This is a genomic window from Altererythrobacter sp. Z27 (assembly GCF_052683155.1).
The window spans coordinates 2,158,510-2,180,180 of the sequence record NZ_JBQYMC010000001.1; the positions used below are offsets into that span (position 1 = coordinate 2,158,510).

Annotated in this window: 21 protein-coding genes; 12 read left to right on the top strand and 9 right to left on the bottom strand. The window is 65.2% G+C overall.

Annotation, left to right across the window (positions count from 1 at the left end; genetic code table 11):
- Positions 1-21 precede the first annotated feature (21 nt).
- The 4 genes from ACUJ47_RS10570 to ACUJ47_RS10585 all read left to right on the top strand — a co-directional run bounded on the left by ACUJ47_RS10570 (position 22) and on the right by ACUJ47_RS10585 (position 4,670).
- Positions 22-813 carry a ferritin-like domain-containing protein gene (locus ACUJ47_RS10570; protein WP_445538356.1) on the top strand — a complete coding sequence of 264 codons (792 nt, stop codon included), beginning with the start codon at positions 22-24 and terminating at the stop codon, positions 811-813.
- Between the two features lie 140 nt (positions 814-953).
- The gene (locus tag ACUJ47_RS10575; RefSeq protein ID WP_445538357.1) at positions 954-1,655 is read left to right on the top strand and encodes a M23 family metallopeptidase; all 702 of its coding nucleotides are present in this window, start codon (positions 954-956) and stop codon (positions 1,653-1,655) included.
- Between the two features lie 167 nt (positions 1,656-1,822).
- Positions 1,823-3,373 (top strand): acyl-CoA synthetase, encoded by a 1,551-nt coding sequence (locus ACUJ47_RS10580; RefSeq protein WP_445538358.1) that lies wholly within the window; start codon positions 1,823-1,825, stop codon positions 3,371-3,373.
- A gap of 1 nt (position 3,374) precedes the next feature.
- Positions 3,375-4,670: a cytochrome P450 gene (locus ACUJ47_RS10585; RefSeq protein ID WP_445538359.1), complete on the top strand. Its 1,296-nt coding sequence runs from the start codon at positions 3,375-3,377 to the stop codon at positions 4,668-4,670.
- On the opposite strand, the gene galU is transcribed toward ACUJ47_RS10585, so the two are convergent.
- Entirely contained in the window at positions 4,667-5,545 is an 879-nt protein-coding gene (gene galU, locus ACUJ47_RS10590; RefSeq protein ID WP_445538360.1) for a UTP--glucose-1-phosphate uridylyltransferase GalU, read from the bottom strand. The genes ACUJ47_RS10585 and galU overlap by 4 nt on opposite strands.
- A 101-nt stretch (positions 5,546-5,646) precedes the next feature.
- Between galU and murA the strand changes: the two genes are divergently transcribed.
- A complete protein-coding gene (gene murA, locus ACUJ47_RS10595) occupies positions 5,647-6,930 on the top strand; it encodes a UDP-N-acetylglucosamine 1-carboxyvinyltransferase (protein WP_445538361.1) in 1,284 nt (427 codons plus the stop codon).
- A gap of 132 nt (positions 6,931-7,062) precedes the next feature.
- Here murA and ACUJ47_RS10600 read toward each other — a convergent pair whose 3' ends face one another.
- From ACUJ47_RS10600 to ACUJ47_RS10615, 4 genes are all read right to left on the bottom strand, one after another.
- The gene (locus ACUJ47_RS10600) at positions 7,063-7,308 is read right to left on the bottom strand and encodes a ribbon-helix-helix domain-containing protein (RefSeq protein WP_445538362.1); all 246 of its coding nucleotides are present in this window, start codon (positions 7,306-7,308) and stop codon (positions 7,063-7,065) included.
- 164 nt (positions 7,309-7,472) lie between these two features.
- The gene (locus tag ACUJ47_RS10605; RefSeq protein WP_445538363.1) at positions 7,473-8,897 is read right to left on the bottom strand and encodes a peptide MFS transporter; all 1,425 of its coding nucleotides are present in this window, start codon (positions 8,895-8,897) and stop codon (positions 7,473-7,475) included.
- Positions 8,898-9,030: 133 nt separating this feature from the next.
- Positions 9,031-9,753, bottom strand: coding sequence for an acetoacetyl-CoA reductase (gene phbB / locus ACUJ47_RS10610; RefSeq protein WP_445538364.1), 723 nt, complete (start codon positions 9,751-9,753; stop codon positions 9,031-9,033).
- Between the two features lie 242 nt (positions 9,754-9,995).
- Positions 9,996-10,748 (bottom strand): hypothetical protein, encoded by a 753-nt coding sequence (locus ACUJ47_RS10615; protein WP_445538365.1) that lies wholly within the window; start codon positions 10,746-10,748, stop codon positions 9,996-9,998.
- Between the two features lie 480 nt (positions 10,749-11,228).
- Here ACUJ47_RS10615 and ACUJ47_RS10620 point away from each other — a divergent pair, with 480 nt between their 5' ends.
- The 4 genes from ACUJ47_RS10620 to holA all read left to right on the top strand — a co-directional run bounded on the left by ACUJ47_RS10620 (position 11,229) and on the right by holA (position 15,884).
- On the top strand, positions 11,229-11,681 hold the full coding sequence (locus ACUJ47_RS10620) for a DUF3576 domain-containing protein (protein ID WP_445538366.1): 453 nt from the start codon (positions 11,229-11,231) through the stop codon (positions 11,679-11,681).
- Positions 11,682-11,801: 120 nt separating this feature from the next.
- Positions 11,802-14,336: a leucine--tRNA ligase gene (leuS, locus tag ACUJ47_RS10625; RefSeq protein WP_445538367.1), complete on the top strand. Its 2,535-nt coding sequence runs from the start codon at positions 11,802-11,804 to the stop codon at positions 14,334-14,336.
- On the top strand, positions 14,336-14,836 hold the full coding sequence (gene lptE / locus ACUJ47_RS10630) for an LPS assembly lipoprotein LptE (RefSeq protein WP_445538368.1): 501 nt from the start codon (positions 14,336-14,338) through the stop codon (positions 14,834-14,836). The genes leuS and lptE overlap by 1 nt, the downstream gene beginning before the upstream one ends.
- A 7-nt stretch (positions 14,837-14,843) precedes the next feature.
- Positions 14,844-15,884, top strand: coding sequence for a DNA polymerase III subunit delta (gene holA / locus ACUJ47_RS10635; protein WP_445538369.1), 1,041 nt, complete (start codon positions 14,844-14,846; stop codon positions 15,882-15,884).
- Positions 15,885-15,890: 6 nt separating this feature from the next.
- On the opposite strand, the gene ACUJ47_RS10640 is transcribed toward holA, so the two are convergent.
- From ACUJ47_RS10640 to ACUJ47_RS10650, 3 genes are read right to left on the bottom strand one after another with little or no spacing between them, the layout of a single operon-like run.
- On the bottom strand, positions 15,891-16,457 hold the full coding sequence (locus ACUJ47_RS10640; RefSeq protein WP_445538370.1) for an LptA/OstA family protein: 567 nt from the start codon (positions 16,455-16,457) through the stop codon (positions 15,891-15,893).
- Entirely contained in the window at positions 16,457-17,122 is a 666-nt protein-coding gene (locus ACUJ47_RS10645) for an LPS export ABC transporter periplasmic protein LptC (protein ID WP_445538371.1), read from the bottom strand. The genes ACUJ47_RS10640 and ACUJ47_RS10645 overlap by 1 nt, the downstream gene beginning before the upstream one ends.
- 26 nt (positions 17,123-17,148) lie before the next feature.
- Positions 17,149-17,766, bottom strand: a complete 618-nt coding sequence (locus ACUJ47_RS10650) for a ribonuclease D (protein WP_445538372.1) — start codon at positions 17,764-17,766, stop codon at positions 17,149-17,151.
- A 78-nt stretch (positions 17,767-17,844) separates the two neighbouring features.
- Here ACUJ47_RS10650 and ACUJ47_RS10655 point away from each other — a divergent pair, with 78 nt between their 5' ends.
- From ACUJ47_RS10655 to ACUJ47_RS10665, 3 genes are read left to right on the top strand one after another with little or no spacing between them, the layout of a single operon-like run.
- On the top strand, positions 17,845-18,546 hold the full coding sequence (locus ACUJ47_RS10655) for a uracil-DNA glycosylase (RefSeq protein WP_445538373.1): 702 nt from the start codon (positions 17,845-17,847) through the stop codon (positions 18,544-18,546).
- Positions 18,543-19,385: an acid phosphatase gene (locus ACUJ47_RS10660; RefSeq protein WP_445538374.1), complete on the top strand. Its 843-nt coding sequence runs from the start codon at positions 18,543-18,545 to the stop codon at positions 19,383-19,385. The genes ACUJ47_RS10655 and ACUJ47_RS10660 overlap by 4 nt, the downstream gene beginning before the upstream one ends.
- A 9-nt stretch (positions 19,386-19,394) precedes the next feature.
- Complete coding sequence (locus tag ACUJ47_RS10665) at positions 19,395-20,180, top strand: enoyl-CoA hydratase (protein WP_445538375.1); 786 nt, start codon at positions 19,395-19,397, stop codon at positions 20,178-20,180.
- A gap of 1 nt (position 20,181) precedes the next feature.
- Here ACUJ47_RS10665 and ACUJ47_RS10670 read toward each other — a convergent pair whose 3' ends face one another.
- Positions 20,182-21,537: a carbohydrate porin gene (locus ACUJ47_RS10670; protein ID WP_445538376.1), complete on the bottom strand. Its 1,356-nt coding sequence runs from the start codon at positions 21,535-21,537 to the stop codon at positions 20,182-20,184.
- Positions 21,538-21,671: the final 134 nt, after the last annotated feature.

A 21,671-nucleotide genomic window follows, 5' to 3' on the forward strand; every position in this document is an offset into this window, starting at 1 on the left:
GCGGGATTGACGTCACCCGAAATGCCAACGCTTGCCGGCGCGATCCGCGCCGCGCTGCTCACCGCCGATCCGCGCGCCAAGGCCATGGCGACTCGCGACGTCGCGCGGAGATGGCGGCTTGGGCAGCTGGCATGGCGGTTTGACGTCACTATGCCGGACGAACCGGCCCGCCCTGCCCAGCCCGAGCTTCTGCCACCGAATCGCATGCCCAAGCGCGGGAAGGGCGGTTCGGAGCGTGGGCGGATCGCCCTGTGGCATTCGCTGGCACATATCGAATTCGTCGCGATCGACCTCGCACTCGACATGGCGGGCCGCTTCGGGGAAGCGATGGGTGAGGAATTCGTGTCGGACTTCCTCTCGGTCGCGGCCGATGAGGCGATGCACTTCGCCTTACTCGCCCGCAAACTCGAAAGCCTGGGCAGCCATTATGGCGCACTGCCCGCGCATGGCGGGCTGTGGCAGGCTGCAGATGAAACGCGCGATGACGTGCGTGCGCGGCTGGCGATCGTCCCGATGGTGCTGGAGGCGCGCGGGCTTGACGTCACGCCGGCAACGCTTGAGCGGGTTCGCGCACGGGGTGACGAACATGGCGCAAGGATCCTCGAACGAATCCTTGACGACGAAATCCGGCATGTCGCGATCGGCACCAAGCACTTTGTTGCGCTGTCGGATGCGGCAGGCGATTCTCCGCAACAATGCTGGCAGGGACTCGTTTCGCGCCACTTTCGGGGGGCGGTTAAGCCACCGTTCAACGACTCGGCGCGTCTTGCAGCCGGTCTGTCGCGCGACTTCTACGCCGCTATTGCTTCGTAAATTCTTCGCCGCTTAACCCATGATCACACAAAGGCGGTTGGCATTGGGGCCTCCGCCGGGATCGCGGGGGCATCCCCCTTCGGGTTAGCTAAGAAATAAGGCGGCTTCGTTTCAGGAGCTGTCGCGAGGAACGGGTTTTGGTGGGATCGCATTTCAAGCAATACGGCATGCGGGTGGGCTTTGCGCTCGTTGCCGGCTGCCTTTCGATCGCCGCCAGCCCGGTGCTTGCCAATAGCAACGCCGTTGCCGTCGAAATTACCGATACGGTGCGTGACGCGCAGGACGATTCGCTGATCGCCGGCGATCAGGGCTTCCGCCAGCTGTTCACCAGCTGGGAAGCGCTCGAAACCCGCCCCGACGCCAACACAGTCCGTGCTTCAATTTCGGTTCCCTCGCGCATGCCGCTCGATGGCGCGCGGCTAAGCAGCGATTTCGGCATGCGCACCCATCCGGTGCTCGGCGGCCGCCGCAAGCACCAGGGCATCGATTTGGCAGCGCCCACGGGCACGCCGATCTACGCCACCGCCGACGGGATCGTCGATCGCGCCGAATGGTTCTCGAGCTACGGGCTGTTCATCGAAATCAATCACGGCGCCGAACTCGAAACCCGCTACGCGCACCTCTCGCGACTCGACGTCGCGGAAGGCGAGCGGGTCAAGAAAGGCGACATCATCGGCTACGTCGGATCGACCGGCCGCTCCACCGGCCCGCACCTGCATTACGAGGTTCGCGTCGCAGGTGTTGCGGTTAATCCGATTCCGTATATGGTGGAGTCGACAGTCCAGCAGCGTTTGGCGGTGCTGGACGAGAATTTCGAAGAAGGCGGCCAGGGGGGCGACTAGGCCGCAGATAGGATTTCCGCCTGGAAGCGGAATTCGGACAGAGGAGAGGATGTCCGATCATGGCGGCGGGTTTTCCCGCCGCCTTTTTTCTTGTCGCCTTTGACTAGTTAGCTAGGTTTCCAATCGCAGCCAGTCGGCCAATGTGCTGCGCTGGAGAGAGGAAACCCATGCATCCGATTGAGCACGCAAGAACTCGCCCAAACCATCCCGCCGTGATCATGGCGGGCAGCGGCGCGACCATGACCTTCGGTGAAATGGAAGCCGAATCGAATCGGTTCGCGCATTTGTTACGCGCTCGCGGCTTCAAGCCGGACGACGCCTTTGCTGTCCTGCTCGAGAACCGGATCGAATATTTCACGCTGATCTGGGGCTCGCAGCGCGCGGGCACGATGCTGGTGCCGATCTCGACCCGGCTGACTGCGCCTGAAATCGCCTATATCCTCAAGGACAGCGAAGCGAAGCTGCTGATCACGTCGCATTATTTCGACGAAGTCCTGCCCAGCGTTCGGGCGGAATGTCCCGACATCCCGATCCTGATGATGGACGAAAGCGGTGAGGAGGATTTCGCAGCCGCATTGGCCGCGCAGCATGCCGATCCGATTGCCGACCAGAGCGCAGGCCTGGTCATGCTCTATTCCTCCGGCACGACCGGCCGCCCCAAGGGTATAAGGCCCAAGCCGCCGGAAGATCCCGATCCGGCGGCGCCGGTGGCGCTGGTCGCGCTGGCCCAGATGGGGGCGGGCATGCCGGGCGACGGCAGCATGGTCTATCTTTCGCCCGCGCCGCTCTATCATGCTGCGCCGATCGGCTGGTGTTCGACTGTGCATCGGCTGGGCGGCACAGTGGTGATGATGGAAAAGTTCGATCCCGAGGCGGCGCTGGCTACGATCGAGAAGTATCGAGTCACCGACAGCCAGTGGGTCCCGACCCATTTCGTGCGTTTCCTCCGCCTGCCAGAGGAAATCCGGAACAAATACGATCTTTCGAGCCACAAGCGGGCGATCCATGCCGCAGCCCCGTGTCCGATCCCGGTCAAGCAGGCGATGATCGAATGGTGGGGGCCGATCATCATCGAATATTATGCCGGGTCGGAAGGGATCGGCATGACCATGGTGCACAGCCCTGACTGGTTGACCCACAAGGGAACGGTTGGCCGGGCGATATATGGCAAGCTGCATATCTGCGGTCCCGAGGGCGAGGAACTTCCCGCCGAGCAGGACGGGCTGATCTATTTCGAGAACGATATCCTGCCGAGCTATCACAAGGATCCCGGCAAGACGGCAGAGGCAATGCATCACGAAGGGTGGATGACGCTGGGCGACATCGGCCATGTCGATGCAGAGGGCTTCCTCTACCTGACTGACCGCAAGAGCCACATGATCATCTCGGGCGGGGTCAATATCTACCCGCAGGAAATCGAGAACCTGCTGGTGACGCATGAAAAGGTGATGGATGCGGCGGTGATCGGCGCTCCCGATCCGGATCTGGGCGAGAAGGTCGTGGCGGTGGTCCAGCCCGTCGACATGGCCTCTGTCGCTGGCGATGGCGGTGCCGCGTTCGAGCAGGAGCTGCGCGATTTCCTTGCGCCGCAGCTGGCGCGGATCAAGATGCCGCGGCTGTTCGACTTCCGCGCCGAGCTGCCGCGCGAAGCCAACGGCAAACTCTACAAGCGCGAACTGCGCGACGAGTACGCCGCCAAGGCGAAGGAGCAGGCGTAGCATGGCAGATCAGGCCAAGACCCTTCCGCCCGACGTTGCGCGGCAAGTGATCGATCCGCATTCCTATGCCGAATGGGACGGCTTGCTCGACGCCTTCGATCGCTTGCGCATCGAATCTCCGGTGGCGCGAATCGAACCCGAAGACGGCAAGCTGTTCGATCCGTTCTGGCTGGTTACGCGCTATGAAGATGTGATGCGGATTTCGAAGGACAATGGCACTTTCCTCAACAATCCGCGCCCGGTGGTATTCAGCTTTCGCGACGCGATCGAATTCTCGCGCCAGGCGACCGGCAGCGACATGCTGGTCGATTCGCTGGTGGTGTTCGACGCACCGATCCACCCCAAGTATCGCAGGCTGACGCAGGACTGGTTCATGCCGCGCAACCTCCAGAAGATGGAGGAAGAAATCCGCGCGATCGCCCATGCCACGGTCGACCGGCTGGTCGCCGCCGGGCCTGAAGTGGATTTCGTGAAGCTCGTTTCGGGGCCCTACCCTCTGCATGTCGTGATGCAGATCCTGGGTGTGCCCGAAGAAGACGAGCCGCGCATGCAGATGCTCACCCAGCAGCTGTTCGGCGGGCAGGACAAGGATCTGTCCGGCACCGGGCTCGACCAGATGACGCCCGAACAGGTGGTGCAACTCGTCGCAGGCGCGGTCCGGACCTTCGAAGACTATTTCGCCAAGCTGGCGGAAGACCGCCGCGCGAACCCGACAGACGATGTCGCCAGTGTCATCGCCAATGCCATGGTCGATGGCGAGCCGTTGCCCGCGCGCGACATGGCGGGCTATTACATCATCGTTGCCACCGCTGGACATGACACCACTTCGGCCTCGACCGCGGGCGCGATGATGGCGCTGGCGCAGGACCCCGAGCAATGGGCCAGGGTAAAGGCGGACCGCTCGCTTCTTCCGGGTATCGTCGAAGAAGCGATCCGCTGGACCACGCCGGTGCAGCATTTCATGCGCACGGCTGCCGAAGATGTCGAACTGGGCGGTCAGCAGATCAAGAAGGGTGACTGGTTGATGATCAACTATGTCGCGGCCAATCACGATCCGGCACAGTTCGAGAACCCGCGCAAGTTCGACGCGGCGCGCTCTCCCAACCGGCACTTGGCATTCGGCGCGGGGGCACACCAGTGCCTTGGCCTGCACCTGGCGCGCATGGAGATGAAGATCCTGTTCGAGACCTTGCTCGACCGGATCGAGAGCATCGAACTGGCGGGCGAGCCCAAGCGTGCGACGTCGACATTTGTCGGCGGCCTCAAGACGCTGCCGGTTCGTCTCGTGGCCAGTTAGTCCGCCAGCAATCGCTGGGCCATCGCGCGAACTTCCGCGCCGATGTCTTCACGCTCGAGTGCCAGTGCCAGCGTTGCTTCGACGAAGCCGGTCTTGCTGCCGCAGTCATAGCGCTTGCCGTCGAAGGTCACGGCGTGGAACGGCTGGCTGCCGATCATCTTCGCCATGGCATCGGTCAGCTGGATTTCGCCGCCGGCACCCTTTTCCTGCGCTTCGAGCACGCGCATCACTTCGGGCTGCAGGATGTACCGGCCCGAGATGATCTTGTTCGATGGCGCTTCGGCCACAGGCGGCTTTTCGACCAGCCCCTTCACTTCGGTCAGCGCTGCTGAAACCTGCACGCCCGGGTCGATCACGCCATAGCTTGAGACTTCCTCATGCGGGACTTCCAGCACGCTGATGAGGTTGCCGCCAACCTCCTCATAGGCATCGACCATTTGCTTCATGCAGCCGGGCGAGCCGATCATCAACTCGTCGGGCAGGAAGATCGCGAAGGGTTCGTCACCCACGATCGCGCGCGCGCACCAGATCGCATGGCCCAGGCCCAGCGGAACCTGCTGGCGCACAGTGATGATGTCACCCGGGGTTGCGCGGGTCGGCTTGAGCACGGCCATGTCCTTGCCGCGTTCGCTCATCGTGGTTTCGAGTTCGAACGCCATGTCGAAATGCTCGACGATCGCCGTCTTTCCGCGCCCGGTGACGAAGATCATTTGCTCGATCCCGGCTTCGCGGGCTTCGTCCACTGCATACTGGATCAGCGGCCGGTCGACGATGGCAAGCATCTCCTTAGGGATCGCCTTGGTGGCGGGCAGGAAACGCGTACCGAGCCCCGCAACGGGGAACACGGCTTTCTTGATCGGTTTGCGAGAGCTCATGGCGTTATCCGATAGAAGCCAATGGTTTCCGTCGCAAGTAAGCCGCGCATTCGCCGCGCTTGTCCATTTGCTCGGGCGCAAGGATTGGCTAAGGGCATTTCATGGACAAACTCGTCATCCGCGGCGGCAACCGGCTAGAAGGCACGATCCCTATTTCGGGCGCCAAGAACTCCGCGCTCACACTCATTCCTTGCGCGCTGCTTACTGAAGAGCCGCTGACGCTGAGGAACCTGCCGCGGCTCGCCGATATCGACGGGTTCCAGCATTTGATGAACCAGTTCGGCGTGACCACGGTGATCCAGGGCACGCGGCCTGAGGACTTTGGCCGGGTGATGAGCCTTGAGGCACCGCGGATCACTTCGTCGGTCGCGCCTTACGACCTCGTGCGAAAGATGCGCGCTTCGATCCTGGTGCTCGGGCCGATGCTGGCCCGGATGGGCGAAGCGACGGTTTCGATGCCGGGCGGCTGTGCAATCGGCAACCGCCCGATCGACCTGCATCTGAAGGCGCTCGAAGCTTTCGGGGCGACGATCGAACTGACGCAGGGCTATGTCCGTGCGATTGCACCCGATGGCGGCTTGCCGGGCGGCGAATTCGATTTCCCGGTGGTTTCGGTCGGCGCGACCGAGAACGCGCTGATGGCGGCTGTGCTCGCCAGCGGCACCTGCCGCCTGTTCAACGCGGCGCGCGAGCCCGAAATCGTCGACCTGTGCAATTTGCTGGTGGCGATGGGCGCGGAAATCGAAGGGATCGGCACCTCCGATCTCACGATCCACGGCGTGAAGCGACTGCACGGCGCGACCTATCGCGTGATGGCCGACCGGATCGAGGCCGGCTCCTATGCCTGCGCCGCGGCGATCACCGGTGGTGAGGTGCGGCTCGAAGGTGCGAAGGCGGACGAGATGGCCGCCACAATCCACGCGCTGCGCAATATCGGGGTCGAGGTCGAGGAGGACCCGCGCGGCATCCGCGTGCGCGCCAGCGGCCCGCTCAAAGCGACAAACCTTACCACCGCGCCCTATCCGGGCCTTGCGACCGACATGCAGGCCCAGCTGATGGCGCTGCTGTGCAAGGCCGAAGGCACCAGCGTACTCAAGGAAACGATCTTCGAGAACCGCTACATGCATGTGCCCGAACTGCGGCGCATGGGCGCGGATATCGAAACCGAAGGCCGCACCGCGATCGTCAAGGGCGTCCAGCGGCTGACCGGCGCCGAAGTGATGGCGACCGATCTGCGCGCTTCGTTCAGCCTGGTGCTCGCCGGGCTTGCAGCCGAAGGCGAGACGACCGTGCGGCGGCTCTATCACCTCGATCGCGGCTATGAGCGGCTGGAAGAGAAGCTGCAGCTGGTCGGAGCGGATATCGAGCGCGTTGGCGACGATTAGCCCTTGCACATGCTGGGCTGCAAATTGCGATGACCCGGCCTTCCGGTGCTCACGACCGTCAACGGTCGCTGCGCGCCGGGTGCAGTCTCATCATGATTTTCGCCGAAGCCTGAGCAAGGCCTTTGGAACGACCTAGGCCCGGCTTACCAGCCAGATGCGCACAGCTCCTGCGAGCCCGCAGGGGTTGGCCGAGCGGATCCGCTCTGCGTCGATCCGCGCCACGAGCGCGTTGATCGGTACGCCTTCCGCCTCTGCCGCTTCGCGCAGCATGTCCCAGAAGACCGGCTCGAGGCTGATCGAGGTCTTGTGCCCGGCGATTTCGACTGAGCGCTTGACCGGAGGATGGTAGGGCGGGGGGCTGTTTTGCGTCACGCTCAAGTTGATAAAGCACATACGAAGCGCAGGCTAAGGGAATTTGCAAAGAGGGGCGCCGGAACGCGATAGCCCCGCCGGGCTGGCGGGGCTTTGGGAAATCGAATTCACGGATTCAAGGAACCGGCGCGACCATAACAGGCCAACCGCCTGTAGGAAAATGGCGGCGATCAGCCCGGGGCCGCGACCGGCCCGGTCCCGGCCATGCTGCCATTCTCGGCCTGCTCCTGCCGGTCGAGCTCGTTCATCCGCCGCCTCAGCGCCGCGCCGAACAGCACGATCGCCGCTGCCCCCGCGAGCGAGATGCCCGAATTCATAAGCCAGAACGCCCAGGCCGGCATCGCTTCGTAGAAGCGGGCGATCGTTCCCGACCCGATCCCGGAGGCAAAGGCGACGAAATAGACGCAGGCCATCATCGTCGAATTGATCCGTGCCGGTGCGCGGCGCGAGACCAGCGCGAGCAGTGTGGGCCAGCCCCACATGAAGCCCACCCCCGAGAGGAAATAGGCGATGATCGGGAAGGCGATAGACACCTCGCCGCCGTCCGCCAGCCAGTCTCCCAGCGCCAGCGAGCCCGTCGACAGCGCCAGGATCACCGAACAGGTCGCGATCTTGCTCAGATCGTCCGGCTCCCTGCCGCGGTCCGCCTGCCAGCGCCACAACACGATCAGCACCGGAACGATCAGCACCGAAGCCGCCGCATCTTCGGATGCGAACCACGGCACCGGTATCGAGCCCAGCGGCGTATCGAGCGCCACCCGTTCGGCCACGAACAGCAAGCCGACATTGGCAAGCTGGTCATAGGCGAGCGACCACATGACCGAGATCAGCATCACCACTCCCAGCAGCGCCATCATCTGCCAGTCGCGCCCGGTCATCGGCGGGTGATTATGGTGCGCGCCCACCCCGGGCTTGACCCGCTCGGCGGCGAAATGCGGCAGGCCGGTGAAGTAGACCACCGCCGCCACCAGCATCATCGCCCCGGCCAGCCCGAACCCGAAATGCCAGCCATAGACCTGCGCCACCAACCCGCACACCAGCGGCCCCAGGATCGCGCCGACATTGATCCCGGTGCTGAAGATGGTGAAGCCGCGCGAACGCCGCCCCTCTTCGTCGCGCGGATAGAGATGCCCCACCTGCGCGGCGATATTTCCCTTGAGGCAGCCCGATCCGAGCACCAGCAGCAGCAGCGCGAGCAGGAAGCTCCAGTCGAAGATCATTGCGAAATGGCCCGCGGTCATCAGCGCGATGCCGATCATCACCGTCTTGCGCGATCCCAGCCAGCGGTCGGCCAGCAAGCCGCCGAACAGCGGAGTGAAATAGACGAAGCCCGAATAGAGGCCAAAGGTCTGGCTGGCGAAGGCCTGCGTCGACAGCGGGCCGAACACCGCTTCCACCACGCCGCGGTATGCATCCATCCCGGCGACATTCTCGATCCGGCCCGGCAGCAGCAGTTCCTGCACCATGTACAGGATCAGCAGGCCGCGCATCCCGTAGAACGAGAACCGCTCCCACATTTCGGTAAAGGCAAGGAAGGCGAGCCCCTTCGGATGCCCCCACAAGGTCTCGCTTTTCGCCGCTGCGCCAGATTCCATCCGGAAACTCCCCGTCCGCGCGACCGCGTGGAGAGTGCGCAGAGTCTGGAGCCGGGGTCAATGCCGTGGACAATCTTGGCGGGTGATCGGCGATTTCAGATGCCATGCCGCAGCCCAAAGCGCCGTCGCCGCATCAATACATGTGCTGGCCACCGTTGATGCTCATGGTCGAGCCGGTCACGAAGCCCGCGTCTTCCGAGCACAGGAACGCCACGCCGCGCGCGATTTCCTCGGCATGGCCAAGGCGGCCGACCGGAATCTTGGCGATGATCTTTTCCAGCACCGGTTCGGGCACGGCGGCGACCATGTCGGTGTCGATATAGCCCGGCGCGATCGCGTTCACGGTCACGCCGAACTTGGCGCCTTCCTGCGCCAGCGCCTTGGTGAAGCCGTGGATGCCGCTCTTCGCCGCGGCATAATTGACCTGGCCATATTGCCCGGCCTGCCCGTTGATCGAGCCGATGTTGACGATCCGGCCCCAGCCGCGCTCGCGCATGCCGGGGAAGCAGGCCTTGGCCATATTGAAGCAGCCGCCAAGGTTGATCCGCATCACCTCGTGCCAGTCTTCATAGCTCATCTTGTGGAGCACGGCGTCTCGGGTGATCCCGGCATTGTTGACCACCACGTCGACCGGGCCGACTTCTTCGGCCACGCGCGCGCAACCCGCGATGGTGGCTTCGTGGTCGCCCACGTCCCATTTGTAGCAGCGGATTCCGGTGTCGGCCTTGAGCTGGTCAGCGGCGGCGTCATTGCCCGCGTAATTGGCCACCACGGTGAATCCGTCGGCCTGCAGCTTTTCGCAGATCGCGCGGCCGATGCCGCGGGTCCCGCCGGTGACGATTGCTACGCGCGCCATATCCCAGTCTCCCAAATTATTGTGTGGAGGCAGGTTAACCGCGCCATTGCGTCAAGCAAATGAAAAACCCCGCCGAAGCGGGGTCCTGAAATCGAATTCATGGCTTTCGATTGTTCGGTGCCGGCCCGCTCCCCCTCCCAGCCACCCGTTAGGCTCGCCCGACACGATATCGGGTGGCTGGGAGGGGGAGCGGGCTCGAGCCGTTATTCGGGAATTGCCCAAGGCAGTTCCCGCAAGAAGCGTCAGAAGCGCAGCTGCGTGCCGACGTAGACTGCCTGGCTGTCCTGCACCGAATCGGTGATCGGGCTCAACCGGTCGCGTTCCTGCGAAAGCCGCACACCCGCAGTCACGTTGAGATTGCCGGTGATGCGATAGGCGCCGCCGAGATCGACCGTCTGCGCGGCGAGCGAATCGAGCGTGTTGGGCGAACGGCCCGCCACCTGCTCGCCTTCGAGCGCGATGCGCGGCTGGAACCGGCTGGGCTTATCCGCAGCGCCGGGCTGGCTCGGTTCGAAGGTCGAAAGATCGGCCATGGCGATCTCGCGCACGCCGCCTGCCAGCGTGACATGCGTGTCGGGCCGCTTGAAGCTCGTGTAACCGCGCGCGGTGCCGAGGTTGTAGCGGCTTGCTGACAGTGCGGTCAGCCCGCCGCCCGCGCCCGGTGCGATGTCGAGCGCCTGGCGCACCGAGATGGCGCGCGCGATGTCCTGGTCGACGCGGACCGCCACCGTCACCGTGCGGTCGCGCTTGATCGCGCTGCCGGCGGGGGTGAAACGCATCGCCGCATTGTCGGCGCGCTGCGCCACGCGGCGGGCGAGCTGCGGATCGACTTTCGTCGGAGTGAAGATTGCGAAAGAGGGGGCTGCGATCGCGCCGGCATCGTCCGATAGCGCGGCGACCGCCAACCCAGCCGAAGGCACGCCGAAAGCGAGGCCGACGGCAGCCAGCAGCAAGGGCAGCTTGCGCGCCGAACTTGCCGAGTGCCCTTTCGCCATTGCTTCGATCCCCTGCCTCTTTTCCATGGCCACCATTGTGACCGGCTGAAAACGAACGAACCTGTAAAGGTTCTGGTTTACCTAAACTCAACCATGATGAACCGCCGCTGACCGTGCTTTCCGCGCGTAAACGACTCGGACCACCAAATTATGACAATAGGAGCGTGATCGGCGATTCTGCAATGCCGAGTAACACGGTGGTGAAGTTGCGGCAGCGAGGTGTTGCCTTGAACACACAATGACTTGAGTTGGGACTTGGCTTGGGCCTGGCCTTGCGGCGCCAATCGGCGCTTCGGGGGCAGGCAAAGCGGCTCGCTCCCTTGCATGTTCAGCAAGCATAAAGCCGCGCGCGGCTCACAAATACGGGCATGGCTAAGCCGCACCCCGGTTTCCCGCCTTGTCGCGCGCGCAGGGAGGGCTATAGAGCCTGTTGACGAACCGGCCCGGCAGGGCCCCTTCCGTTTGAGGACGATTGCAACAATGAGCTTGATTGTGTCTGCCACCAGCCGCCCCGCCCGTCTCGTGCTTGCCTGTGCGGCGCTGGCCACGCTTGGAGCATGCGCCGGGCGCGACCGCCCGCGGGCTGACCTTGCCGCAGCGCAGGTCAACACGATCGGGGTCAATTCCTATCTCTGGCGCGCGGCGCTCGAAACCGTCAGCTTCGCGCCGCTGCTGCAGGCCGACAGTGCGGGTGGCGTGATCGTGACCGACTGGTACGCCAACCCCTCGAACCCGGGCGAACGGGTCAAGGTGACGGTGACGATCCTCGACCAGGACCTGCGCGCCGATGCGCTGCGCGTCGCGGCGAGCCGCCAGGTGCAGCAGGGCGGCGGCTGGGTCGATGCCCCGGTGCAGGCGGCCACGGTGCAGAAGCTTGAGGACATCATCCTCACCAAGGCCCGCGAGATCCGCCGCCAGACGATGGCGTCCTGATCCCGCTAAGCGGGGCCTGCGTGCCGCGCGGGCCTTGCCCTTCGCTGGGCAAGTGTTCAAATCGACATTCCGGCAGCGTGCGATCTTCCAATCGCGCGCGAAATCCCTAACAGGTTGGCCATGACCGACACGCGTTTCGATCCGTCCCAAGCCGACGCCCGCTGGCAACGCGCCTGGGAAGAGGCAGGCACTTTCCACGCCGACAGCAATTCGGCGAAGCCCAAGAGCTACGTGCTCGAGATGTTCCCCTATCCTTCGGGGCGCATCCACATGGGCCACGTCCGCAATTACACGATGGGCGACGTGCTGGCGCGCTACAAGAAGATGCGCGGATATGAAGTGCTCCATCCGATGGGGTGGGATGCATTCGGCATGCCGGCGGAAAACGCCGCAATGGAAAAGGGCGTCCACCCCGGCGGCTGGACGCGCGAGAACATCGCCAACATGAAGTCGCAGCTCAAGCGGATCGGCTTCGCGCTCGACTGGAGCCGCGAATTCGCGACCTGCGATCCCGAATATTACGGCCACGAACAGGCGCTGTTCCTCGATCTTTACGAGGCGGGGCTGGTCTATCGCCGCCAGAGCGAAGTCAATTGGGACCCGGTCGACATGACCGTGCTCGCCAATGAGCAGGTGATCGACGGCAAGGGCTGGCGCTCGGGCGCCGAGGTCGAGAAGCGCAAGCTCGACCAGTGGTTCCTCAAGATCACCGATTTCGCCGAAGATTTGCTCGACGGGCTGGGCGCGCTCGACAACTGGCCCGACAAGGTCCGGCTGATGCAGGAAAACTGGATCGGCAAGTCGACCGGGCTCGAATTCAGCTTCGACTTGTCGAATGGGGATCGCGTGCCGGTCTATTCGACCCGGCCCGACACGATCTTCGGCGCGAGCTTCGTTGCAGTCGCGGCCGACCACCCGGTAGCGCAGGGCGTCGCTGCGGCCAATCCCGACGCGGCGGCCTTTATCGAGCTGTGCAAGCGCGGCGGCACCACCGCGGCCGAGCTCGAAACCGCCGAGAAGCTCGGCTTCGACACCGGCATCACTGCGCGCCACCCCTTCACCGGCGCGCCGCTGCCCGTGTTCATCGCCAATTTCGTGCTGATGGATTACGGCACCGGCGCGATCATGGGCGTGCCCGGGCATGACGAGCGCGATTTCGAATTCGCCACCAAATATGGCTGCCCGATCCTGCGCGTGATCGCCGCTTCGGCCGAAGCGGCGGGCGATCCGATGACCGAAGCCGAAACCGGCGACGGCATCTGCGTCAATTCGGATTTCCTCGACGGGATGAGCGTCGAAGAGGCCAAGGCCGCGGTCAACGCGCGCGCCGAAGCCGAAGGCTGGGGCAAGGGCACAACCGTGTGGCGCCTGCGCGACTGGGGCGTTTCGCGCCAGCGTTACTGGGGCACGCCGATCCCCTTCATCCATTGCGGCACTTGCGGCGTGGTGCCGGTGCCCAAGGACCAGCTGCCCGTTACCCTGCCCGACGATGTCGACTTCAAGACCCCGGGCAACCCGCTGCTGCGCCATCCGACCTGGAAGCACTCGACTTGCCCGAAGTGCGGGGCAGTCGCCGAGCGCGAGACCGACACGCTCGACACTTTCGTCGACAGCTCGTGGTATTTCCTGCGCTTCGCCAGCCAGCCGGCCGACAAGCCGTTCGACCGTGACGAAGTCGCCAAATGGCTGCCGGTCGAGCAATATATCGGCGGGATCGAGCACGCGATCCTGCACCTTCTCTATGCCCGCTTCTGGACCCGCGCGCTGCAGCACATCGGCCAGCTCGATTTTGCCGAGCCTTTCGCATCGCTGTTCACGCAGGGGATGGTGACGCACGAGACCTATTCGCGCGCGGTGGACGGGCGCACCGTCTATTTCCTGCCCGAAGAGGTCGAGCGCAGCGGCAATGGCGCGACACTGAAGCAGGACGGCCAGCCGGTCGAGATCGGCCGCGTCATCAAGATGTCGAAGTCGAAGAAGAACACGGTCGACCCCGACAATATCATCGACACCTATGGCGCGGACGCGGCGCGCTGGTTCATGCTGTCGGACAGCCCGCCCGAGCGCGACCTGCCGTGGTCCGAAGCCGGGATCGAAGGTTGCTGGCGTTTCGTCCAGCGGTTGTGGCGGCTGTTCGGCCAAGTCGGCGCGGGCGGGGCCGGGGCCGATATGCACGAGGACAAGGCGCTCGACCGCAAGACGCACCAGACGGTCGCCGCGGTGGCGCAGGACATCGAAGCGCTGGGCTTCAACAAGGCGGTTGCGCGGATCTACGAACTTACCGCCGCGATCGAAAAGGCCGCGCCGTCCGCAAGCCGTTCGAATGCGATCGTCACGCTGGTTCACCTGGTCGCCCCGATGATGCCGCACCTTGCCGAAGAGGCATGGTCGACGATCGGCGGCGGCGGAGAAGGGCTGATCGCGGATGCCGCATGGCCCGAAGTCGATCCGGCGCTGCTGGTCGACGACCAGGTCACCATCGCAGTCCAGCACATGGGCAAATTGCGCGATACGCTGACCGCGCCCAAGGGCGCTTCGAAGGAAGATCTCGAAGCGATGGCGCTCGCCAGCGAAAAGGTGCAACGCTCGATCGACGGCGCTGCGATCCGCAAGGTGATTGTGGTTCCCGACAGATTGGTCAATATCGTCACCTGATGCGCGTCCTGTTCCTCCTCGCTGCCAGCCTGGCGCTTTCGGCCTGCGGACTGCAGCCGATGTATGCCGGTAGCGGCGGTGCGGCGGTGGCGCAGGGGCTGGCCGAAGTCGAAGTGAGCCCGATTGCGGGGCAGGACGGCTGGCTGGTGCGCAATGCGCTCAACGACCGGCTCAAGATCACCGGTAGCAATGCCGCGCCGCGCTATCGGCTCGACGTGATGCTCGACGATTCGCTCGAAGGGCTGGGCGTGCTCAATGACGATACGATCAGCCGCGAACGCCGTATCCTGCGCGCGCGCTTCCAGCTGGTCGACATCGCCAGCGACGAGATCCTGCTCGATTCCACCGCCGGTTCCGACGCCGGGATCGACGTGGTCAGCAGCGAATACGCCACCATTGCCGCCGAACAGACCGCGCTCGAAAACCTCGCGCGCGACGTGGCCGACCGGATGGTGCGCCGGATCGCGCTGAGGCTGCGCGAAGCCGGCCAACCGCAATGAGGCGGGCGTGAAGGCGACCCAGCGCGATTTCGCTTCCAATGCGCGCCGCGCCGCCGAACAATGCGGCATCTTCTTCTTCTGCGGGCCCGACGAAGCCGGCGCTTCGGCGGCGGCGCAGTCGATCGCGCAATTGCTGCCCGAAGCGGGCGAGCGGATCGAACTGTCGGGCGCCGATTTGCGCAAGGATCCCGCGCTGCTGGGCGACGAGGCGCGGTCGGGTTCGCTGTTCGGCGACAAGCGCCACATCTATGTCTGCGCCAATGGCGATGAAGCGCATGACGCGCTGCAGGTTCTGATCGAAACCGGCGACGCAGGCGCGGGGGCGGCTGCGCCGGTGCTGGTGGTGGCGAGCGCCGCGACCGACAAGTCGCGCACCGCCAAGCTGCTCGAAAAGCGCAAGGATGCGCTGGTGGCGATGTTCTATCCGCCCGATCTCTTGTCGGTTTCGGCTTCGGTGCGGCAAATGGCCGACGCGGCGGGGCTGCGGCTGGGCGGCGACCTGGCCGAACGGATCGCGCGCGCTGCCGGGCTCGACGTGCGGCTGGCGCAATCGGAGATCACCAAGCTCGCGACCTATTGCGACGCTTCGCCGCAATCGCCGCGCCAGCTTTCGGCGGAAGACCTCGAAGCGGTCGGTGCCGCGACCGAGGAAGACGGCTTCATGCCGCTGGTCAACGCCGTGCTCAAGGGCGACACCGGGCGGCTGGACCGCGAGCTGCGGCGCATGCGCGAACACGGGATGAACCCGGTCGGCGTGCTGCTGGCGGTGGAGCGGCGCGCGGCTCAACTGGCGCAGATCGCGGCGGCGCTGGGCCCGCGCGGCTCGTTCGACGGGCTCGATCGCGGGGCCAAGGCGCGGCTCGGCATCTTCTTCCGCGACGAGCGCGACATCCGCGAGCAGCTGGCCAGCTGGCATCGCCGCAAGCTCGAACGGCTCGGCCCGCGGCTGATCGAATTGCATCGCCAATTGCTCGGCAACAGCCAGGCGGCCGAAATGCTGCTGGCGCAGGGACTGACCGAGATCGCGCGCTTTGCCGCGCGCCGCTGACTTCGCTTACCGCTCGTCGTCTTCGTTGGCCTGGCGCTCGCGCTGGGGCACGTTGAAGCTGCCCGTCACTTGCCCGCCGGTGGCCTGGCCGCCGGTGGCGCCGCGCCCGTCGACGCTGGCGCGGCCTGAAGCGAGATCGATTACCAGCCGCCCGCCCGACAGCCGGTCGCCGCCGCGGCGCAGCTCGACATTGCCGGCCATGGTGATGATGCGCCGGTCAAGGTCGTATACCGCTGCGTCGCCGGTGGCCGTTTCCCCACCGCGCGCCACATGGACCCCGCCGGTGGCGGTGATGCGCGAAATCGAAAGCCGTTCGGCATCGCTGTAGTCGACGATCATGCGCTGCGACCGCACCGTCAGCCCGGCCTGCGTCACCGTGACCCCGCCCGACAGCACGCCGCGGTTCTGGCGGTCATCGATGTCGAGGTCGGACGCGCTGAAATCGACCCGCGCATTCGAATCATGCCCGCCCAGCCCCTGCGCGTGGAGTTCGATCCCGCCCATCGCGACGAGCGTGAGGACGAAGCCGAGTGCGGCGGAGCGGATCGCTGGTGCGGAGAACGAGCGGTTCATCAGGGCTTCCTCAATTCGCCGGGCTGCATGCTCAGCCGGACATTGCCTTTCACGGAAAAGGTGCGCTTGTCGAGATCGGCTTCGAGCTGGTCGCCCGAGAAGGTCGCGGCGGGAACCGCGCCTTCGACGCCGCCGGTGCCGACCACGCGGTGCTGCTTGAGATCGACCGAAACGCCTTGCGCCATCATCGAATAGCCGTCTGCCGCCGAGAGCCGCAGCGGCCCGTCGATCGCCACCACTTCGCTCTCGATGTCATAGCTGCCGGCATCGGCGCTGATCCGCGCCGGGCCGTCGCGCAGCAGGATCTGCGCCATCAGGTCGCGCATTCGGACGACGCCTTCGGAGCTCGAACGCTGCACCGCTTCGCCTGCGGTCAGCGAGAAGGGGCGGCCGTTGTCGTCCGCGCCGCGGTACATTGCATTGTTCACCGCCAGCCGCTCGTCGATCATCGCCACCTTGTTGCGATCGAGCAGGAAGCTCACTTCGCCGCGCGGCGAAAGCGGCGTGATTACCATCAGCGCGGCGATAATCCCCACTCCCATGGGAAGTGCGCGGGCGAGGAAATGCACCAGCTTGTCATGCGAACCGCCGGGCGCGGCGAAGTGCTGGCGCTTGCTGCGCAGTTCCTTCGCTTCGCTGGTTTCGATCCGTTCGCCGGTGGTCATGATTGCCGCGCTCGGGGCCTCCGCTGCTATTCGTGGCTGAAGATGTCGCGGTCCGGCCATCCGGCGAGGTCGAGCCGCGCGCGGGTGGGCAGGAAGTCGAAACAGGCCTGCGCGATTTCCATCCGGCCTTCGCGTTCGAGCCTTTTGACCAGTTCGGCCTGCAGCCGGTGGAGGAAGCGCACGTCGCTCGCCGCATAGTCGCGTTGCGCGTCGTTGAGCACAGGGCCGCCCCAGTCGCTCGACTGCTGGACCTTGGACAGGCTTTCGCCGAGCAATTCCTCGACCAGCATTTTGAGCCCGTGCCGGTCGGTATAGGTGCGGGTCAGCTTGCTCGCGATCTTGGTGCAGAACACCGGCGCGGCGGTGACGCCGAGATAGTGCTCGATCGCGGCCAAGTCGAAGCGGGCATAGTGGAACAGCTTGAGCCGGTTCGGGTCGCCTAGCACTGCCTTGAGATTGGGCGCGTCATAATTGCTGTTCGGGCCGAAGCGCACCAGATGCTCATTGCCGCTGCCGTCGCTCAGCTGCACCACGCACAGCCGGTCGCGGTGGGTGATCAGCCCCATGGTTTCGGTATCGACTGCGATCGAGCCTTCGCCCAGTACGCCTTCGGGCAGGTCTTCTTCGTGAAAATATATAGCCATCGCTTTGCCATTAGGCCGATTGGGGAAAGAGGGAAAGGGGTGGTGGTTGCTTCGCGCGCGGCGCGGTAAGTTGCCCCGATGACGGCCGAGGCAATCCCCGATAGCTGGCGCAATGCGCTCGATCCGGTGCTGGCTGCGCCCGAAGCGCGGCGGCTGGGCGGCTGGCTGCGCAGCGAGGAGGAGGCGGGCAAGCAGGTGTTCCCGCCGCGCGGGCAAAGGCTGGCGGCGCTGGCGATGACTCCGCTCGACAAGGTGCGCGTGGTGATCCTGGGGCAGGACCCCTATCACGGGCCCGGCCAGGCACACGGCCTCGCCTTTTCGGTGCGCGACGGGGTGCGGCTGCCGCCGTCGCTGGTCAATATCTACAAGGAGCTCGAGAGCGACCTTGGCGTCCATGCGCCGCCGGGCGGCAATCTCGAACGCTGGGCGCGGCAGGGCGTGTTGCTGCTCAACAATACGCTCACGGTCGAATCAGGGCTGGCGGGCAGCCATGCCGGGCGCGGCTGGGACGCGATCACCGACGCTTGCGTCGACGCAGTGGTGAAGCAGGGCCTGCCGACGGTATTCATCCTGTGGGGCAGCCATGCACAGAAGAAAGCGGGCCGGGTAAAGGGGCTCGGCGCGGGCGGGCACCACCTCGTGCTGCAAAGCCCGCACCCCAGCCCGCTTTCGGCGCATCGCGGATTTTTCGGCTCGCGCCCGTTCAGCCAGGCAAACGCCTTCCTTGAACGGCACGGACGTGGCACGATCGACTGGGGCGGCGAGGGAGACAAGGGATGAGCGAAAGGCGAGTCGCACGGGCAGGGCATGCATTGCTCGCGGCGTGCATGATGCTGGCGGCCTGCGCGGTCGGCCCGCTGGGGGCTGAAGCGCCCCAGGCGCAAACCCAGCCGCCGCCGCAGTTCGACCTCGGCCAGCCCTATCTCGGCGGTCCGCTGCCCGGCGGCGAACGGCTGATCCATCCTCCGCCGGAGCCGGGCACGACCCGCATGACGATCGACGAAGAGGCCAATGCCCGCGCCTTGTCGCTGCAAGGCTCGGCCCGCTGGCAGCTTGCCGCGCGCGACGCCGATCTTGGCGACGGGTGGTATGGCCGCGCTTTCTCCTGCGCAGCGGGGGTCAGGATTTCGGCCACGGCGACGCCGCGCATCGTCAATGTGCTGCGCCGCGCGGCGAGCGATTTTGGCGCTTCGACCGGCGCGGTGAAGGCACAATTCCAGCGCGCGCGGCCCTTCATGTCCAACAATGCGCCGACCTGCACTCCGCAGGACGAGCCTTTCCTGCGCGGCAACGGCTCCTATCCCTCGGGCCACTCGGCGATCGGCTATGGCACGGGCATGGTGCTGGCGAGCCTGTTCCCCGAACGCGCGGCGGATTTGCTGGCGCGCGGCCGCGGCTATGGCAACAGCCGCTGGGTGTGCAACGTCCACTGGTACAGCGACACCGAGGAAGCGCGCGCCTTTGCCGCCGCAACCTATTCCCGTCTGCAGGCAGACGAGGCGTTTCGCGCCGACATGGCGCTGGCGCGCGAAGAGGCGAGCGGGCTTTCGCCTGCGCCCGCCACCGAAATATGCGATAGCGACGGCATGGCGCCGGCCGGCCCGCAAGAGGAAGATTGAGGAGCGAAGATGAGCGAAGAAACGGTCCTGCTGGAAGTTTCGAACGGCGTGGCGCTGGTCACGCTCAATCGCCCGCAAGCGATGAATGCGCTGTCGAAAGCGCTACGTGCGCGGCTGGCGCAAGTGATGCGGCAGGTCGACCAAGACGAAAGCGTGCGCGTCGCCATCCTCACCGGCGCAGGCGAGCGCGCCTTCACTGCCGGGCTCGATCTCAAGGAACTCGGCAGCCAGCAAGGCGCGCTCGGCGCCGCCAATGCGCGCGGCGCGGACGAGAACCCGGTCAAGGCGATCGAGCAATGCCGCAAGCCCGTGATCGGCGCGATCAACGGCGTGGCGATCACCGGCGGCTTCGAAGTCGCGATCGCGTGCGACGTGCTGGTCGCGAGCACCAATGCGCGCTTCGCCGACACCCATGCGCGCGTCGGCATCGTGCCCGGCTGGGGCCTGTCGCAGAAGCTCAGCCGCATGATCGGGATTTCGCGCGCGAAGGAACTGTCCTTCACCGGCAATTTCCTCGACGCCCACACGGCCAAGGCATGGGGCCTGGTCAACCATGTCGTCGCGCCGGAGGAATTGCTGCCTTTCGCGCGCAAGCTCGCCGCCGACATGGCCAGCATCGATCCCGGATTCCTGGCGCAATACAAGCGGCTGATCGACGAGGGTTATGCGGTGAGCTTCGGCGAAGGCATGGCGCTCGAAGCGCGGATTTCCTCCGCCGCCAATTCCGAAGTCACGCCCGAGGAAGTCGAAGCGCGCCGCGCCGCGGTGCAGGAACGCGGGCGCGGGCAGGGCTGAACTAGAAGCTCGCGGTCAACCGCATCCCCGCGATCACCCCGGTGTCGCGCCGGGTCACTGCGCTGTCGATCACTTGCACATCGGCGGTGAGCTGAAGCTGCTTCGACAGGCCGAGCGTGTAGAACAACTCCACCCCTTCCTCATCCTGCAGCGCGACGCGCGGAGCGAGCACGTTCACCAGCCTGTCGGTGAGCGAATAGCGGAACCAGGCCGCGCCGAAGCGATCCTGCGGGCGGAAGCGCGGATTGCCCGAAACGCCCAGCATGGCGCTGCGATCGAGGAAGGTCGGGTCGCCATTCGAGACATAGACCTGGCCGAAGATGCCCCAGCCCTTGCCCGGTGCTTCGGGATAGACTGCAAGATATTGGTAGCCCGCCAGCACGGCGGCGAATTCACCTCGCGAATTGCCAAAGCGCGATCCGGGCGCGGGGACCAGCACTGCTGGCAGCGAATCCGCATTGATGTCGTCGCGCGTCGAACCCGAGAGCTTGAGCGCATAGTAGCCGGGCTTGCCGCCCAGCTTGACCGGGAAGGTGACCGAACCGAGGAAGCCGACCCCGCTCTTGAACGCGGTTTCGAAACCGGTGCGCCCATATTGCGAATCCGGATCGTAGACCCACAGCCGGTAGAGCACTTTTTCGGTCGGCACTTCCAGCAACGCGCCGGTGATCGTGTTGGGGATGATCGCCGACGGCGGCAATGCCATGCTGAGGTTCTGGAAACCGTAATGCCCGTCGCTTCCCACCACGGGCAGCTTGGCGCCCAGGTCGAGCACATTGACCTTGCCTACGGTCAGTCGCGCGCCCGAATTCCAGCGCTTGGTGACGCTCACCGACAGGTCGAAATTGTCTGCACCCTCGCCGCGAAACAGCGCGGAATTGTTGGGGATCAGCCCGATCGTGCCGTTTGAATCCTTGCCCCAGGTGAATTCGGGCCGGAATGTCAGCGTCACGCTTTCGTCGATGCCGAATGCGCTGCCCTTGATGTCGAAATAACCATCGACCCGCCCGCTGTATCGCAGCGTGTCGGCCGCATCGCCCGCGACCGGCATGTCGACGAATTGCGAAGCGGCGACCCGCGCCTTTACCCGTTCGGTCGGTGAGGCCTCCGGCAGCACCGATGCCGCGGGCGCCAACAATGCGCTGTTGAGGGCCCCAGCACCGCTAGCGGGCATCGTTGTGGCGGCAACCGGAGCAGCGGTGATGGCGATCGAAGTTGCTGAACCGTCCGCGGGTTCGGTTTCGCCAGAGCCTGCCAGAGCAGGTGTTGCGAGTGGCAGAACAAGCAAAGTTGTGCCCGTCGCCCAGGCCTTGCGCAGGCCCTTGCGCCCATTTGGCGCAGGTTTCGCGACCCTCATCCTTCTCCCCTGTCCTGCGAGCATGCTTCCCGGCAAGCCCAAGACTTTGCATTTCTTATCAGGTCTTTACCGTCAATGCCAACGAATATTGAATATCGCCAACACGCCACATGGCCGTTCAATGCCGCGCCAGA